General features: G+C 37.5%; 16 protein-coding genes. 3 read left to right on the forward strand and 13 right to left on the reverse strand.

Translation table 11 applies throughout. The features are described 5' to 3' along the window. Positions 1-251 precede the first annotated feature (251 nt). The 5 genes from ASU02_RS19995 to ASU02_RS20015 all read right to left on the reverse strand — a co-directional run bounded on the left by ASU02_RS19995 (position 252) and on the right by ASU02_RS20015 (position 5,962). Positions 252-812 carry a GNAT family N-acetyltransferase gene (locus tag ASU02_RS19995; RefSeq protein ID WP_057766929.1) on the reverse strand — a complete coding sequence of 187 codons (561 nt, stop codon included), beginning with the start codon at positions 810-812 and terminating at the stop codon, positions 252-254. 34 nt (positions 813-846) lie between these two features. Continuing rightward, complete coding sequence (locus ASU02_RS26060) at positions 847-1,764, reverse strand: AraC family transcriptional regulator (protein WP_082631873.1); 918 nt, start codon at positions 1,762-1,764, stop codon at positions 847-849. A 192-nt stretch (positions 1,765-1,956) separates the two neighbouring features. Further along, on the reverse strand, positions 1,957-2,208 hold the full coding sequence (locus tag ASU02_RS20005; protein WP_057766931.1) for a hypothetical protein: 252 nt from the start codon (positions 2,206-2,208) through the stop codon (positions 1,957-1,959). Positions 2,209-2,399: 191 nt separating this feature from the next. Beyond that, entirely contained in the window at positions 2,400-3,461 is a 1,062-nt protein-coding gene (locus ASU02_RS20010; RefSeq protein WP_057766932.1) for a hypothetical protein, read from the reverse strand. 128 nt (positions 3,462-3,589) lie between these two features. Then, positions 3,590-5,962 carry a polyprenyl synthetase family protein gene (locus ASU02_RS20015; RefSeq protein WP_057766934.1) on the reverse strand — a complete coding sequence of 791 codons (2,373 nt, stop codon included), beginning with the start codon at positions 5,960-5,962 and terminating at the stop codon, positions 3,590-3,592. A 206-nt stretch (positions 5,963-6,168) separates the two neighbouring features. On the opposite strand from ASU02_RS20015, the gene ASU02_RS20020 reads away from it, so the two are divergent. Next, on the forward strand, positions 6,169-6,948 hold the full coding sequence (locus ASU02_RS20020; protein WP_057766937.1) for an alpha/beta fold hydrolase: 780 nt from the start codon (positions 6,169-6,171) through the stop codon (positions 6,946-6,948). 55 nt (positions 6,949-7,003) lie between these two features. On the opposite strand, the gene ASU02_RS20025 is transcribed toward ASU02_RS20020, so the two are convergent. Next, the gene (locus tag ASU02_RS20025) at positions 7,004-7,876 is read right to left on the reverse strand and encodes an alpha/beta fold hydrolase (protein WP_057766939.1); all 873 of its coding nucleotides are present in this window, start codon (positions 7,874-7,876) and stop codon (positions 7,004-7,006) included. A 151-nt stretch (positions 7,877-8,027) separates the two neighbouring features. Here ASU02_RS20025 and ASU02_RS20030 point away from each other — a divergent pair, with 151 nt between their 5' ends. Then, positions 8,028-8,744: a MerR family DNA-binding transcriptional regulator gene (locus ASU02_RS20030; protein WP_057766941.1), complete on the forward strand. Its 717-nt coding sequence runs from the start codon at positions 8,028-8,030 to the stop codon at positions 8,742-8,744. 230 nt (positions 8,745-8,974) lie between these two features. On the opposite strand, the gene ASU02_RS20035 is transcribed toward ASU02_RS20030, so the two are convergent. The 3 genes from ASU02_RS20035 to ASU02_RS20045 form a co-directional block, all read right to left on the reverse strand. Then, a complete protein-coding gene (locus ASU02_RS20035) occupies positions 8,975-9,682 on the reverse strand; it encodes a M48 family metallopeptidase (RefSeq protein WP_057766943.1) in 708 nt (235 codons plus the stop codon). Positions 9,683-9,709: 27 nt separating this feature from the next. After that, positions 9,710-10,210, reverse strand: a complete 501-nt coding sequence (locus ASU02_RS20040) for a YehS family protein (RefSeq protein ID WP_057766945.1) — start codon at positions 10,208-10,210, stop codon at positions 9,710-9,712. 309 nt (positions 10,211-10,519) lie between these two features. Next, the gene (locus ASU02_RS20045) at positions 10,520-10,777 is read right to left on the reverse strand and encodes a hypothetical protein (protein ID WP_057766947.1); all 258 of its coding nucleotides are present in this window, start codon (positions 10,775-10,777) and stop codon (positions 10,520-10,522) included. 145 nt (positions 10,778-10,922) lie between these two features. On the opposite strand from ASU02_RS20045, the gene ASU02_RS20050 reads away from it, so the two are divergent. Next, a complete protein-coding gene (locus ASU02_RS20050; protein WP_057766949.1) occupies positions 10,923-12,473 on the forward strand; it encodes a histidine kinase N-terminal 7TM domain-containing diguanylate cyclase in 1,551 nt (516 codons plus the stop codon). A 62-nt stretch (positions 12,474-12,535) separates the two neighbouring features. On the opposite strand, the gene ASU02_RS20055 is transcribed toward ASU02_RS20050, so the two are convergent. Genes ASU02_RS20055 through ASU02_RS20070 form a run of 4 tightly spaced genes read right to left on the reverse strand, consistent with a single transcriptional unit; the run spans position 12,536 to position 16,226 of the window. Continuing rightward, positions 12,536-13,921, reverse strand: a complete 1,386-nt coding sequence (locus ASU02_RS20055; protein ID WP_057766951.1) for a cobyrinate a,c-diamide synthase — start codon at positions 13,919-13,921, stop codon at positions 12,536-12,538. Continuing rightward, positions 13,900-14,730, reverse strand: a complete 831-nt coding sequence (locus ASU02_RS20060; protein WP_057766953.1) for a cobalamin-binding protein — start codon at positions 14,728-14,730, stop codon at positions 13,900-13,902. The genes ASU02_RS20055 and ASU02_RS20060 overlap by 22 nt, the downstream gene beginning before the upstream one ends. Positions 14,731-14,782: 52 nt before the next feature. After that, the gene (locus ASU02_RS20065) at positions 14,783-15,331 is read right to left on the reverse strand and encodes a cob(I)yrinic acid a,c-diamide adenosyltransferase (RefSeq protein ID WP_057766955.1); all 549 of its coding nucleotides are present in this window, start codon (positions 15,329-15,331) and stop codon (positions 14,783-14,785) included. 58 nt (positions 15,332-15,389) lie between these two features. Then, positions 15,390-16,226, reverse strand: coding sequence for a heme ABC transporter ATP-binding protein (locus ASU02_RS20070; RefSeq protein ID WP_057766957.1), 837 nt, complete (start codon positions 16,224-16,226; stop codon positions 15,390-15,392). Position 16,227: the final 1 nt, after the last annotated feature.

Genomic DNA, 16,227 nt, shown 5'->3' on the forward strand with positions numbered 1-16,227 from the left:
ATTCCCTCCAAAAACAAAAACTGGAATAAATTGATTATCAATATAATAAACCGACTAGCCAGTTTATTTCAAGTTATTTTTTAATTTTTCTGAAATTATTAACTAGCTAAATGTTTTACTATTTGCCCCTACCCATCATCTATAGGGATAGGGGCATCCGTTTTTTGAATCTTGCTACTGCCAATTCCTGCAGAGAAAGTATCAGCATCTTGAATTTTTTTATTATCTTCCTTCTCTGTATGGTCAAGTGCTTACTTTATATATTGTTCTCTTAGAATACTGTATATTTCTAAATCGACGATTCCTTTCCCTGACCACAATGTTGCTTGCCGTAAAGTACCCTCGTACATGAAACCATTTTTCAGCAAAACCTTTTTTGAACTCTCATTTTGCGGCATGACCTCCGCCTGTACTCTATTCACATTTCCCTCGTTATACAGAAAGGCTAACAAAATTTTAACGGCTTCCGTTGCGATCCCCTTTCCCCAATAAGATTCTTCTAAAAAGTAGCCGATTGTACACATATTTACTTTTTGATTAAAATCAAAAGCCTCGATAATTCCAGCCAGCTCATCATTTATAAAAATACCCCACTTAATTCTTGTTCTCTTTATGTAATCACGTTCAAAATGACTTATCATTTTTCTCACTGTATCTTTATTATGCTTAGGAATAATCCCGCAATATTCGAATACACGTTCATTATTGTAAATAGCAAATACACCTTCGAGGTCATTTTCTTCAATTTTTTTCATAATAAGACGATCAGATTTCAATATAGGAAATTCATTGAAAATAGCTTCTATACTCATCAACGCTGCTCACCACTTTCATCCCTCTTAGTATTCAAATTCTCTTTTTGATCGGAATGTATAAGTCTACCTTGCATCTGCCTTCCGGGTCATTCATTGGGTTATTCATACAAAACTCTAAACAAGGACGATCATCCGCATCATATTCACTATTCGGAAGCCATTGTCCATATAAACTTTGATAGGTAATCGCAAACTTATCTATCGTATCGTAGAACGGATATAATGCATAAAGCCCGCCAGGCAGCTGTTTAAACAGTACCTCACTCTGATCATTTTTATTGAAATCAATTGGAATCGTTACACATGCATCATAGCGGCATGCAAATTCATCTGTCATAGTCGGGTCATCTAAAGAAATACCAATAAAATACTGATCAGTTGAAAAAAGCTTGTTTTGTTCTGCCCACTTTCCTAATTTACTCCAGGCATGATGCGTGTCCAAATAACTTCCAATATGTCTGATATAGGCAACTTTGTATTCAGGAAGCTCCTTAATAGAAATATTCATTTTCCAAACCCTCCTTAGAAAATCATTTTTGTTACTTCTATAGTAAATAAGAGGATTGGATAACTCTTCCTGAATTTTGCTGAGTTGTAACGGAAAATTGCTATTTTCTTTAAATTCCTTCCTTACTTCGCTTGGCGTTTTGTTAAAATGTCTTTTGAATATCGCGTTAAAGTTAGATACAGATTCAAAACCGCAAAGACTAGCAATTTCGAGAATCGTCTTTTTTGTTTCTATCAAATAAACCGCCGCCTTATGTAGACGTTTTTGGTTTACAAATGCGATGGGAGTAAGACCCACGATGGAAGTAAATATTCGAGAGAAATGATATTTTGAAAAGCTAGAGATACTGGCTAATTCTTCAAGGCTAATAGGTCGAAAACAATTTTCTTCAATAAACTGAATAACTTTTCCTATTCTTTTTATATAATCTTCATTCTCCATCTAACCTTATCCTTTCATATTTCCCTAAATGTTCCATATACAAATTATACATGGTTGATCAATTCATTTAATAGCCTCAATTTTTACAATAAAAACAAAGAAGCTCTATGCAAACGCATAAGAGCCTCTAACATTTCAAGTCGATAAAAACAACGCAAAAAAAATATCTGAACTCAAAAATACTGTTAACAATCAATAGTAATAGGGATAATAAGGGTAATATGGATAATATGGCGGATAGTAAGGATAACCAAACGGACTAAGCAATGCACCTGCCGCAAGTCCTCCTACAAACCCGCCCAAAAAAGGATTCCCAAATCCAAAACCAAAAGGTCTTCCGAATCCAAAACCAAAAGGCCTGCCGAATCCAGGTCTGCCAAAACCAAAACCTGGACGGAATCCAAATGGTCTTCTTAAATCATTCATTCCATCTTCAACATGCATAAAAGCCCCTCCTTTTCTATTTATATACCAAATTATGCTTACTGGATGAATTAGGTTTGAGACAAACGCCTAATAAATGAATTGTTTATGTTCTAAGTTATATCGTTTATTAAAAAACAAAGGGCACTCAGAAATAGAAGCAAAAAAGCTAAAGTCAGAAAGTAAAGGATTCTTTACTTTCTGACTTTAGCTTATTGAGCGACCCCTTCAAGCTGCTTATAAATAGTTGATACACCTATCCACCAGTTTGGATCCTCTGCATATTTTCGGTTAATCCATTGAAAAGGGTCTGCTTCCTTTGGACGATCTTTGCTTAGATTTACAATTGTACGTGCAGCAATTCGACTTGATTCCGAAATGTTCGTATTAAAATCCTCCCAACTATGAAATACATTAAAAGGATTATTTGCGATTTTTTCAGCATTCACATGTTCTTTTGATACAAATCCTTGTTCCTGACCCGTAATAGCAAATAATAATAGCGGGTCAATATTAAATTCACTCGCAGCATTTATAATGGAAGAATAGTAGGGTTCTTCTGCTAAAATTGATTTCCTTCCATTCAGCCATTCTCTTAAATCCTTATCATCAACCTGTTCATATTGCAGATAGGAAGGCAAGTTATTATGTATTCTTTGATTAGCTACTGCTTCTTTATTCTCTGCTGTTTGCCCTTTTGCATAATCACCAGGCTCTTGGACCGGACGCTCCAGAAAAATGATCATGACAAACGTTATGGATATGATTGCAGCTGCACCAAGGAAAAGTGACCTATATTTTTGCCACATTCCTCTTTTATTTGTACTAGTGATGGATATCGGCTCGTATTCATCACTAGCAATAGGATATGTAATTTCACTTTTTGAGTAGCTATTAAGAAGAGATGCTATGTTAAATTCTGATACTTTTATATCTGTATCTGCTTTCTTATATACCCATTGCGGCAGTTCTTGTTCTATTTCCTCCCGTGTAGCCAGCCCTATGCTAGATTCAATGATATCATTAGCCGAGATAGACAGTGAATTGGCAGACAGTTTCTTATTCATCAGTTCCATACGAATACTTCTTTTCGTTTCCTTCGAAAAGTTTGGCAAGGACTGGTCTATTATTTGATGAATTGTTTTTGCTAGTATACTCGCTTTTTCTTTGGAGCTTAACGTTTCATATTGGATGTTTAGCTGTTCCTTTATCTCTTTAATTCCATCTTCGCTGATAACTTCTATGTTTAATAATTGTTCTTTAAATGGAGTCAATTATTTCCACCCCAACTATTTGTTGTAAATCCATAGTACTATATTATCTAGTAAATAAGTTGAACTTTATATTAAATTAGTCTAAATAAGTTTAAAAATCAGCAATTATAGTCTTTGAAGGTTCTCACTTAGCGATCCCGGTGTACAATATAATCCATTAAATGCTTTAAGAAAACGACCTTGCGTGGTCCACCTTGCAACGCTTCCATTGCTTGACAGTAATGTTCCCACATCGCTTTCTCGGCTCCTTCAAAACCCAGAACTGTAACAAAGGTTGAATTGTTGTTTTCAGCATCTTTCCCCGTTTGCTTTCCAAGTAAATTCAGGTCACCTTCAACATCCAGGAGATCATCCTTAATTTGGAACGCAATCCCGGCATGGTAAGCATATTTCCTCAGTGCATCCATCTCTAGTTTACCTGCATTGGCGAGAATTGCTGGCATAATGAGAGCAGCCTCAAATCCAATCCCTGTTTTATAAAAGCACATGGTATTTAATTGTTCTAAAGTTAATTGCTTTCCTTTAGAGTTCAGATCCATCGCCTGTCCCTTACACATATCCTCTGTTATTTTGGACGAATAACGAATCATATTCAGCACTGCTTTTGAATCAAATTGTTCAAGCGATGCTTGTTCCCTTGTTGCCCTTTGTGTTAAAAAGAGTCCTGTTAATTCCGCAATGGCAATATTATATACTTCATGAAGGGTTGGACGTCCTCTGCGGATGGATGCATTGTCCTGAGAGGGCAGATCATCGAATATTAACGAAGCTGTATGCATATACTCCAAAGATTTTAGGAGCGGCTCCATTGCCGATTGATCTATTCCATATTCATTCACCCCCATCACCCAGGTCATGATTGGCCGCAGCCGTTTTCCATCCCCTTCTAAGCTATAATTAGCAGCTTCAATTATGGTATCCTTCATTAACGGATTCTTCTCGTTTTTAGGAATAAATAAAATACGATTAATTTGATCACGTACGATTTCAATCGTATTTAAAAAATCTTCCTTTTCGATTCCGTCATTATTCAGATTGGTTATCATATGATCTCGAAGCAGTTTATCAAAGAAATCTACATCATCTGCTTTTCGGACCATTTTTTGAATCAACCGATTAAATTCCGGATTTCCCGAAGCAAATAAGCCCATTACTTCATCGTATTTTCTCGCACCCATCCGTTCTTTAAATCTCTTCAATCCATTGATTGCCCGGTCCAGTATGACCTCTCGGGACTTTTTATCTGAATGATAAACATGATGAATCAAATTAGAGATAACCGTCCAGTATAGTTCGAAAGGATTGATCAGATCTGTGCGCTTATCATGATATTTCATATAATAGGTATATGGTGTTACCGCCTCATCCTTCAAATCTTCAAACATATCCGCAAAATCATCTGCCAGCTGGTTGTAGATCCCATAATAAAATGTTCGATTATCAATTTCCTTATTCTCATCAGCATTAATTAATGAACGAACAATCAATCGTGAAGACGAGGACTTTAAAATAACCGGAATATACAGCTCTTCATTTGTATAATGCCCATAAGACAAGTCCCTTGCACGATCCACTTCCTGAGAGTGATAAAAAACAAAGGCTTGCTCAAAAAAATATTGTCTTGTCTCCTCTTTCTGCTGGCTCTTCATATATTCAAAGGCATCCTTAAGCTCCCTATGAATATATCTGATTAGCTCTCTATTCTTACCAGCCCACTCACCCAATTTAGGTACTTTCCCTGTGACTAGAGAGGTACGGATCCATTCAGTAAATGCTTTCTCCTCTTTCTCAGATAAAATCTTCGCATCCAGAAGATCATCAATAAAGGGATAGGTCAGTCCATAGGAATATCCTAATCTAATCGCCCGATCAAGTTTCTGTGCACGCGCTTTAGGCGAAACTTGACCATTCATCTCTTCAATCTCGTTCATCACCACTCCGGCGATAATTTTAATAATTTTCCGCTTAGCGTGCGTTGCATCCATTCCTTTAGGAATATTTGAGGAAATCTCTTTGAGCTTATTAATTAGCCAGATGATAGTGGATTCAATGCCTTCCTTTTGGCCTCTTCTATACAACCACGTCAGGCTATAAAGCTCATTTGTTGTTCCTGCAGAATCAGTCAGCTGCCTTTTTAAACTGTTAACAATCGTCTTTATTCTGGTCTGTGTATTAGATGAATGAAGCGATTTTCCCAAATCCCTCATAAATATATATGAGATGCTTCGATCCAAATAATTATTTAATTTACCTGTATGCTCAAGCCATTGAATATAACTTTTATATTCAAGAGAATTAGCATTCCCCTTTTTCCGAGAAAATAAGGAAAGCAACGAATGATAATGAATGTGGTTGTGCTTCCAGGATTGTATATCCTTTGTCAGGATTGGAACATATGTCTTTTTCTTAACCTGCTCATGCAGTTTCTTAAAATAATGATTCGCTTTCTGCTCCGCTCTTCGGTAGCTAGCATTTGCATTTATTTGTATCTCCTCATTCATTCAATCCATTCCCTCTATTTAATGATTTCTATATATATGTATATTAATCCGTTCAAATAACTAGTAATACTCCAAAAATAACATCTTTCTAATGGGATAGCCAAATTATATATGTTTTTACTAAAACTACAACAAAGATAGGTACTCACCTATGTTACCTGCCATGAATATCTTAACCTAAAACGAATGAATGGAGGGGAATTGTGATGGGATACTTTATTCCTGTAGAACCAGGTGTAAATTTATTTGTTGAAGATATTAATCAAGAAGCCGCCAAGACAATCGTGTTCATACATGGCTGGCCACTGAGCCATAAACAATTTGAATATCAGTTTAACATCCTTCCTGCATTGGGTTACCGCTGCATTGGCATCGATTGGAGGGGCTTTGGAAAATCGGATAAACCGATAAACGGATACACTTATAATAGATTGGCAGATGATATCCGAATGGTTGTTAGTACGCTGCAGCTTGACAATTTTGCACTCGTTGGCCATTCTACTGGGGGAGCAATTGCTATTCGTTATATGTCCCGTTACAACGGGTACGGAGTTTCCAAGCTTATCCTTATAGACGCTGCAGCTCCGACTGGTTTTACAAAAGAAACAGCAAAAGACCTATTAAAGGAAACATTAAATGACCGTCCTAAAATGATGCAAGGAATAATAGACACCTTTTTCTTTCAATATATAACAAATTCATTTTCAGACTGGTTTTTCCAGATGGGGTTAGAGGCTGCGGGCTGGTCGACTGCGGCTATTATTAAACTATTAAGAGATGAAAAGCTGGATGCGGATCTTCCAAAAATAGATAAGCCTACTCTAATTATACACGGGATTCATGACAAAGTGATTCCGTTTGCACAAGCACAGGAGCTCGACCAAAAAATTAGGAATTCTCAGCTTGTTCCTTTCCAATACAGCGGTCATGGTCCTTTTTGGGAAGAACGTGACAAGGTAAACCAACTACTAACCCAATTTATATAGTTAAAAATCATGGAGAAGATCTTTATGATCCTCTCCTTCGTTCAGTTCCTATAAACTACGATAAAAGATTTTTAATTAGCCACGGTTTAATCAGAGGCAAAACCGCAGCGGGCTGCATTGCTTTTGTATGGTCCATGCCGACGCCTTCTACTATTTCGACATCCCATCCCAGTTGTTCCAATTCTCGTTTATTTTTTTTTATTAAACCGACTACATCAACAGATACATTTCCAAAGTTTTCACCATAAATAATGGTATCCTCTTCTCCTGCAAATGTGAGTCTAGGAATATGCAAACGATCTTGAACTTTTTTATCCTGAAACGGCAATAAATTTTTATACATCGTCACAAATTGTTTCGTCTGATCTGGGTTCATCTGTACCTGAATATTGTCCCAATCTATTTCTTCAGGAAGAATCTGTTCAGAATGATCAGCTTCAGAAAGATCTTGATTATTTAATGCCTGTTCAAAGGTTTTATTTGTGACTGTCATCATTTCTTTATACGGTCCTTCAATTGGCGGAAAGCCACCCATAATTAAACATTCTAGTCTATTCGTTCTAATAGCCAATTGTAATCCGGCCAATGCCAGCCATGAATACCCATAGTACCCAAACTTTTCAACTTTCAATTCATCAGCGATTAACAAAAAGTCTTTTACAATAGTCTCAGGTGTAAGATTATCTTCATTTGGGTGCTCCAGCCGAAGCCCTTCATAATCAAAGAATACTACTTGGAACGTGTCTGATAAACCTTCAACAAATTTATTCCCAAGTTCAGGGTCCATCCCCCATAACTTCAACGTTTTAGCAGCTTGACCATAAACGGATTTTTTTGCTATCGGCAGCATGATTGATTTATTGTTGGAGTTCCCCGTTAAGCCAACTTCTATTTCTGAACCATCGTTTAATTTAACTATTTTATTCAATACAATCACTCCTCAAGTGTTTATACTAATATCATATAACCTTTATGCAATCTTTCAGTTTTGCCGTTTTTTCTATTGTTATCTTCGTGTTTTACAGTTTTTTAGTTATCGTAGCACTTGAAGGTTTTACTTTAATCTTACGGAGGGAAAAATGAAATATACACCGGCGCAAATTGCTAATCAGCTCAATGTCAGTACGACCACTCTAAGGCGGTATGAAGAACAAAATCTGATTCCGGATGTACCAAGGACACCTAGCAATCATAGATACTACCTGCCTATCCATATCCAAGCTTTCATTACAATACGTATATTATTAAAAGGATATGAGATTCCCGTTGTTTATGAGGCAATGAGAAAAATCAAAACTGGTGATATTAAGCAAGCTTTCTGGTTAATAAATAATCAGCAATACAAGATTGAAGCAGAAAAAATGCGTGTGGACGAAATACTTTTGATGATACAAAGCACGGATTTTCCTAAATATAAAAATGTGACAATGACGGATAAAATGAGCATTGGAGAAGTTGCAGAAATAGCCGGGGTTAATACATCTTCTATCAGACATTGGGAAAAGGAAGGATTAATCCACTCAGAAAGAAATAATGAAAATGGCTATCGAGTGTTCACCATTCATGAATTAAGAAAGATATTAGTCATAAGCAGCTTAAGAAAAACTATCTATTATATTGAACATATGAAAAAACTTTTAGATAACCTGGACACAAAAAATTATACACAAATCGAACAATCCTTTCAGCTTGCAAAAGAAAAATTGCACACTCAGCTAATGATTCAGTTTGAAGGGATAGCTGAATTAATGAAATATGTGAAATTAGCAAGAATGGAGCAGGCAAAGAGAGAGTGATTAGTCAGATTGCACGCATTATTTTTGCAAAAAACGATATATTCGCCAAACTTTCGATATATTGGACGTCAACTGCGATATATTAGCCGTTATCACTAATATATTCGCCGTCCATCAAGGTTTATTCGCCGTTAACCTTTTATATCGGACAAACACAAAAAATGAACTTAGTAATAAACTAAGCTCATCATTGTCACTATTATACATGATTTCTCTTACAGCTTGTCCTGCTACACAGTCATTTTCCAGTTGGATAATGACAACCAGTTTTCTTTTTCCTTATAGTCGGGCATTATTTTCCCGACAAGACGCCAGAAGGAACGGTCATGATTTAGATGAACCATGTGACACATTTCATGAACAACGACATAGTCAATGACCTCAGGCGGCGCCATTGCTAGCCTCCAGTTAAATGTTAATCGGAGTTCAGAGTCACAGGTTCCCCATGTAGTTTTACTATCAGAAATACGGATAGATCTTGGTTTTGTTTTGAAGTTTTTTTGATAAGATGAGATGCTCTTTTCTACTAATGCTTTACACTTCTGATAATAAAATCGTTTCAACGTTTGTCTGATTTTATCTTCATCTAGCTGCTTAACATATATTTTTAGCTTATCTTCTTCAAACACAATATGGTCATTCGAAATATTTATATCTTGGAAGATCTTTATCGAGTATGTGTTTCCTAAAAAAAGAAAGCTTTCGTTATCCTTATAGACCTTTTCCTGAGGCCCATTCAGCATTTCCTTCTTTTCTTTTACTTTTTGCCTAATAAGATCCCAATTTGCCTCTAATACCTTGATTACTTTTTCATCAGGTGTTCCCTTTGGAGCCTGGACTTCAATATTCCCATACCCATCTATCATTATTCCTATGGAGGTTCGATTTTTGTACTTTATCTCATAATGCACAGTTTTGCCTAAGTAAGTATGTGTCATCTTATCACCTTTAGATCCGTTAATACATTAACCCCTGTATTGAATAGCTAGACCTTTTAAGAAGTTTCTAGCAAAATTATCTAGGCACTCTTTATAATTTTTATGTCCTTCTTTTCTTAATAATGCTCCAAGCTCTCCTTTTGTTACTCTTAATCCTGCTATAGCAAAGATATCCAGCATATCCTCAGTCGTTAATGCCAGCGCTATTTTGACTTTTTTTAATAAGATATTGTTCATATTAGGACTTCGCGTAAAAGACGGTTCCGGTTTATCAGGCTGGCCTGGTTTCGGATCTTGTTTCCCTCTCTTATAAATAATGAGCCCATTTAAAAATGCATCCAGCATACTGTTGCTGCATTTTATTTGGCTGTCGTTATCATCCTCAAATTCATCATCGACCTTAGTGAGAATTTTTACTACCTCTGGTACTGTTACCTCCATCTCACCAAGTTTAAATATTTCTGTCATTTCTTTATTTTTTATTTCTAACGCATATCTCAATCGAATTAATATATCATTATTATCCATCATTTGACCTCCTTTTTTTATAAATTGTGCTGTCAGCTAAGGCAATCAGCTATAGATTAGTCTATCCTATTTCTTGCTGCTGCTTCAACATCACATAAGTGATGAAAACCTTGCTACCTAATAATACTATTAGAATCGGCTTTACGTTTAAAATGATGTTTTTTTATTTATTTACCAATTGAAATGGTAAATTACTCTATACCATATATTGGACAAACGGCAGGAGTGCTAACAACTCCCCAATTGTCTTGCACTTACAATAAAAACCGAAACTATTTTCAGTATCGGTTTTACTGTCCATTTATAGATTTATTTTTTTGATACTGGAATGTATTTTGTGCAATACCCACCTACAATCAATAAAATAACTGTAATAGACCAATTCAATAGCCCCATAAAATTAAACCAATAGGCTAAGAGAGTGGTGACAGGAACCAGAAAAAAACAAATAGACGTTAGTGCACTTTTGAAACCCGTGATACCAGCATTTTTTCTCTTTTGAATTACAACTAGTATGGAAAAAATAAGAGATAGTATTAGTATCATTGATAAAATAATAGGCATCATTTATTTTCCCCCAGTAAACCCATCAATTTCCTCTTTAGAAATGTATACGGTTTACAGCATATTAAGTTCCATTTCTTGCATCCACATTTATTTTTAAATATGCTACATTAAAGTATAAATCGTTAGCAAAAAAGAGGTATCCATCGTGCATTCGCAGTTAACAGCTTATATCACCCTTGTTTCTACATCAGGTGTTCTTAATTTGTATTTATGCTTCTACGTATTTTTAAAGCGTCACAAATATACCAATATCGCTAATTTCTTTATCCTTTATACTGCCGCAATCGCCATCTATTGTTTTTCTTCTGCTTTCGGTCTAGTAGCCGTGACACTTGAGCAAATCAAGTTTTGGACGATCATTCAATATGTCGGAATGCCCGTTTCTTCCCCATTTGGGTTACTATTTATCATGCGATATCTAGGAGTCAAAATCACTAAGAAAAGGTGTATGGCGCTCCTTTTGATCCCTTTTATTAGTTTGGTTATGGTTGCTACGAATGATTGGCATCATTTACATTATAAAGTTTTTGAAATTGATCTAAGTTTGGGAGCTCCCTTCATATACCAGGAAATCGGTATATGGTATATCGTTCATGGAATTTTTACATTCGGCTGTATGTTTGTTGCTTTATTATTAGTATTTTATCATTGGAAAGAAACTGCAAAAGTTTATCGTCCTCAATTAATCACACTAATGTTCGGCCAGTTCGTTCCTATAATAACAGCTTTTATATATTTAGTCGGTCTCACCCCATCAGGTATTGATCCAGTACCTATGATTCTATGGCTGTCTTCGCTATTATATTTATGGGCTATTAACTCATCTCGGATGTTTACCATTATGCCAATTGCTAAAGACGCGATATTCAATAGTATAAATGATGGTGTGATTGTGCTTGATGAAGCTTACCGTTTAATTGAGTATAACCAGGCAAGCAAGAAGATGTTTCCAAAGTTAAACAAAACTTTGATTGGAATGAACTTTAAAAAGGTTTGGTTTGAACTATCTGGAAGCTCTTTCCCTTCTAAGCTGGAGACAGCCACACAGGTAATACATTTTGGTTATGACCATATGAAACGAATCTATCAAGTTCGCACTTCTTCATTGGAGCATGCTAATAATAATAAGGGGCAATTACTAATTTTTACTGATATCACGGAGGTAAAAAGACTGCAGATGGAATTAGAGCATCAAGCATACTATGATGACCTAACACAAATTTATAATCGCCGGGCTTTTTTCCAGAAATGTGAGCTAGCGTTTGCTGCAGCAACAAAGACTTCTTCTCCATTTACGATTATTTTGATAGATATTGATTATTTTAAAAGAGTGAATGATACCTATGGCCATTCTGTTGGTGATCAAATGCTTATTCACGTAGTGCAGGTTTGCCAAGCAATATTAAAGGAAGACATGCTGTTTGCCCGATATGGCGGAGAAGAGTTTGTACTTGCACTAAAGGAAGGACCAGAAATAAAAGGTGAAGATTTAGCTAATCAGCTGCGCAAGTCTGTAGAGGCACAGCCTCTACTTACTGAACAGGGCGATATTTCAGTTACTTTAAGTTTAGGGGTTGCAGAGGCTGCGATAGATGCAGAGGAGACACTCTATCAGCTTTTGAATAAAGCAGATCAGGCTTTGTATTTAGCTAAAAGAAATGGACGCAATCAAGTGCATGTCCACACAAAAGTCTAGAAGCAGGTTATTCCTTATTGGGAACCTGCTTCTTCTATTTAAAATATCAAAGCTTTTTCATATCATATGCCCTGAAAAGCCCTGTTTTTAAACCCCATACACTGTTCCACCCAGCGCTGTACGAGTTCTGGCGCGGAACTAAAGTGGATATGTGTATAACCAGCAACAAGATTATTCAATAAGATGCCTTCTTGCTTTGTCCCTCTTCTTCCAGTTGTAATATATGCGGAAGTATACTCCTGAGATGGATCGAATGTTGAATAATGAAACTCATGTCCTCTAGCCCGATCATTCGGTCCAATTAAGAAATTCTTCTCCGTTCCCGTTACTTCACGATAGCCAAGTGCGGCAAGCTTCCTATGCATCTTCACCTTGCCAGGAATCAAGCCAGCCATCGGATATTCCTTTCCGTCAACTGATTCAATCGATTCGGATAAGAACATAAATCCGCCGCATTCTGCCACCGTAGGCATCCCGCTTTGGATAGCCTCCCGAACAGATAAGAGGACATCGTTTTTCGCAGATAATTCAGCTGCAAACTCTTCCGGAAATCCACCACCAATATATAGGCCGTGTACACCCAAGGGGACCTGTTCCCCTTTAAGGGGGGAGAAAAAGGTTAGCTCTGCTCCATAATGCTCTAACAGCTCTAAATTTTCTGGATAGTAGAAATGGAAAGCTTCGTCAAATGCAACTGCCATTCTTACTTTACTCTCTTGCTTTTTAATTCCAAATAAAATATGCGGGGATTCAATTGTTTCCGTGCCCATTATTTGATATAAACGATCTAAGTCGAAGTTCTTTTGAATCGTTTCTGATAGTAAGTCAAAAAAAGGTGTTAGTTCTCCACGCTCAATAGACGGAACTAGCCCAAGATGACGCTCTGGCATGCGAAGCCGATCATCCTTTGCTAAGTAGCCAATTACAGGAATTCCACATTCTTTTTCTACCGCTTTTCGGATTAACTCGTAATGCCCCGCACTTCCCACACGGTTCGCTACAACTCCACAAAGATGAACCCCAGGAGATAATGTTTGAAACCCTTTTACTATTGCAGCTGCACTTCGTGCCATTCCGCCGCAATCAACAACAAGCAGGACAGGACTATTTGTAATCATGGCAATGTCAGCCGCACTGCCTGTATCAGAAAGTGGGTCTTTTCCATCAAATAACCCCATTACTCCTTCGATAATAGCTACATCTGCTCCTTGATAACCGCGTACAAAAATCTCCTTTACTGCTAAGGAACTGCACATCCAGCTGTCTAAATTTCGAGATTTTCTTCCGGTCACAGCGGTCTGATAAGTAGGATCAATATAATCGGGGCCGCATTTAAACCCTTGCACCGAATATCCTAGCTTTTTATAAGCTGCCATTAAGCCTATGGCTACTGTTGTCTTTCCAACACCACTTCCTGTACCTGCAACTACAATTCGATGGATGGACATAACCATTCCTCTGCTTTCTGCTCATCATATGCAGGAAAAAGGTTCGGATGAAGCAAAACACCTAGTTTTTGTATACCGAGTAATAATCGTGGAGACGGTCTGCAATAAAGGGATTCCTCCATTACAATTATTCGATTATCCTTAATTGCCTTCATTTCTGGCCAATCTGGCCGTTGCTTAAGCAATTGCGGTTTCATTTGTTTTTCCTTTACACCAACCCATGCCATCAATATATAATCGGGATTACGCTTGTACACATCCTCCCAATCCGTCTTCACACTTGCTCGCTCATCATCTGCAAATACGTTATAACCACCAGCTATATGACTGATTTCCGTTAACCAATTTGTCCCGCCTGGAGTAAATACCGGCTTTGGCCACCATTCCCAATATAACCGTGGGCGATCCTCAACCTTCCGTCCAAACTCCCTATACGTCTCCAACAATCTATGATATTTTTGGTATGCCTCCTCCCCAATCGCTTCTTGTCCTGTTGCTTTTCCCACCTCAAGCATATTATCTCCTACATCAGATAAGCTCTTTGGATTAAGTGTGATAAAAGGCAATCCCCTCTCCCGTAAACCTGCAATGTTCTTCTCCATCCCAGGCACCGATAATGATGCAAGAACTAAATCTGGCTGAAGAGCTTCAACAGCAGCCATATCGATATCCAAATCGGAACCTAGTCTAGGCAAATCATTAATCTGTACTGGCCAGTCTGAGTAGTTATCAACACCTATAATATTTGAAGTCAACCCCATAAATCCGAGAAGCTCGGTATTACTTGGACATAACGATACAATTCTCATCAGATATCCCCTCTCTTTTCTTACATCATTTTGCATGACTTTAACACTTTTCTTAAAGTTCAATACCCATAACAGCTGGTATCCCCTCATCATAATAATGTTTAGACACATTTACATCTGAAACAAGATCTGCCGCTTCAACAATCTTTGAATTTGCATTTCTTCCTGTTAGAACAAGATGCATCCCTTGAGGGCGATGGGATATGAGATCCAGTACTTCTTGAATCGGCAGCACATCATCAATTGGAAAACGATTGATTGCCAGTGCGTTATTGATTTCATCTAAGATGACAAGATCATGTTCACCTGCCATTACTCGCTTCTTCGTATATGTCCATGCTTCTTTAAGTGCAGAACGATGCTCTTCAGGGGTTTTTGTCCAAGTGAATCCAATCCCTTTTTGGACCATTTCAATTCCTAGCTTGTCAAAAACAAGTTTTTCCCCATACTTACGCTGGGGAGATTTTATGAATTGAATCATTAGCACACGTTTTCCCCGTCCATATGCCCTTACGGCAAGCCCTATCGCTGCCGTTGTTTTTCCTTTTCCATCTCCTGTGTAAACAAGTGTTAATCCTCGTTCCTTACTTGGCTTACTCATATGTATCCCTCCTCTTTATCTATTGAAAAAAATTCGCTGCCACCCTTACACCTGACATTTATTGAAGAATCTCCATCTTCCCTTGCCTCTTCTTTGCAAGACCTTTCCGCTGAGCGAAACTTTCTCCCTGAAGGATAATTTGCGGCAATCCATAAACAGGATGCTTCATCACTATGGGCACAGTCCCGTATACTTCCTCAATTAAATCGGTTCGAATGATATCCTCTGGGGAACCAGTTGCTACAACTCTTCCATTATGCAAGAGTAACAACCGATCACAATAGAGTGCAGCTAAATTTAAATCATGCAGAACTGATATAACTGTCAGATCCTCTTCTAGCTGCCATTCTCGAATCCGATCCATTAGTAGAACTTGATGGCCAATATCAAGATAGGTGGTTGGTTCATCAAGCATGAGGAGCTCTGGTTGCTGCGCCATTGTCTTACCAAGAGCTACTCGCTGCCTCTCTCCTCCACTTAAGTATTCAAGATGGCGATCACTTAAATCATCCAGCCCCATTTTATTAAGAATTACATCGATAAGCCGCTCAAAGTCTGTTGTTTCTTCTCCAAGCCAATTTTGAAAAGGAAAACGGCCCATCTCTATTACCTCTCTTACTGTAAATCCAATCGGAGGCAAAGATTCCTGCTGCAAAACAGCAAGCCATTTGGCCAGTTCTTTTCGATTATATTGTTCAATTTGTTTCCCTTTTAGTTCAATTCTCCCAGCCGTCGTACTTTCCACACCCGACAACAGCTTTAGCAATGTAGACTTGCCGCTTCCATTCGGCCCAATAATCCCGAGGCATTCTCCACGTTTGACTGAAAAGCTAATCTCCTCAAGCACTGATTGGTTATCAAACCGTTTACTCAGCCTATCGACTTCAATGAACATC

Source organism: Cytobacillus praedii (assembly GCF_001439605.1).
Taxonomy (GTDB): domain Bacteria; phylum Bacillota; class Bacilli; order Bacillales; family Cytobacillaceae; genus Cytobacillus; species Cytobacillus praedii.

Coding starts and splice junctions, on each gene's coding strand:
- ASU02_RS20020 (WP_057766937.1), top strand. CDS start 6,169: ATGGGATACTTTATTCCTGTAGAACCAGGTGTAAATTTATTTGTTGAA.
- ASU02_RS20065 (WP_057766955.1), bottom strand. CDS start 15,331: ATGAGTAAGCCAAGTAAGGAACGAGGATTAACACTTGTTTACACAGGA.
- ASU02_RS26060 (WP_082631873.1), bottom strand. CDS start 1,764: ATGGAGAATGAAGATTATATAAAAAGAATAGGAAAAGTTATTCAGTTT.
- ASU02_RS20005 (WP_057766931.1), bottom strand. CDS start 2,208: ATGCATGTTGAAGATGGAATGAATGATTTAAGAAGACCATTTGGATTC.
- ASU02_RS20040 (WP_057766945.1), bottom strand. CDS start 10,210: ATGGATAATAATGATATATTAATTCGATTGAGATATGCGTTAGAAATA.
- ASU02_RS20070 (WP_057766957.1), bottom strand. CDS start 16,226: ATGTTCATTGAAGTCGATAGGCTGAGTAAACGGTTTGATAACCAATCA.
- ASU02_RS20045 (WP_057766947.1), bottom strand. CDS start 10,777: ATGATGCCTATTATTTTATCAATGATACTAATACTATCTCTTATTTTT.
- ASU02_RS20055 (WP_057766951.1), bottom strand. CDS start 13,921: ATGTCCATCCATCGAATTGTAGTTGCAGGTACAGGAAGTGGTGTTGGA.
- ASU02_RS20015 (WP_057766934.1), bottom strand. CDS start 5,962: ATGAATGAGGAGATACAAATAAATGCAAATGCTAGCTACCGAAGAGCG.
- ASU02_RS20030 (WP_057766941.1), top strand. CDS start 8,028: ATGAAATATACACCGGCGCAAATTGCTAATCAGCTCAATGTCAGTACG.
- ASU02_RS20035 (WP_057766943.1), bottom strand. CDS start 9,682: ATGACACATACTTACTTAGGCAAAACTGTGCATTATGAGATAAAGTAC.
- ASU02_RS20060 (WP_057766953.1), bottom strand. CDS start 14,730: ATGAGAATTGTATCGTTATGTCCAAGTAATACCGAGCTTCTCGGATTT.
- ASU02_RS19995 (WP_057766929.1), bottom strand. CDS start 812: ATGAGTATAGAAGCTATTTTCAATGAATTTCCTATATTGAAATCTGAT.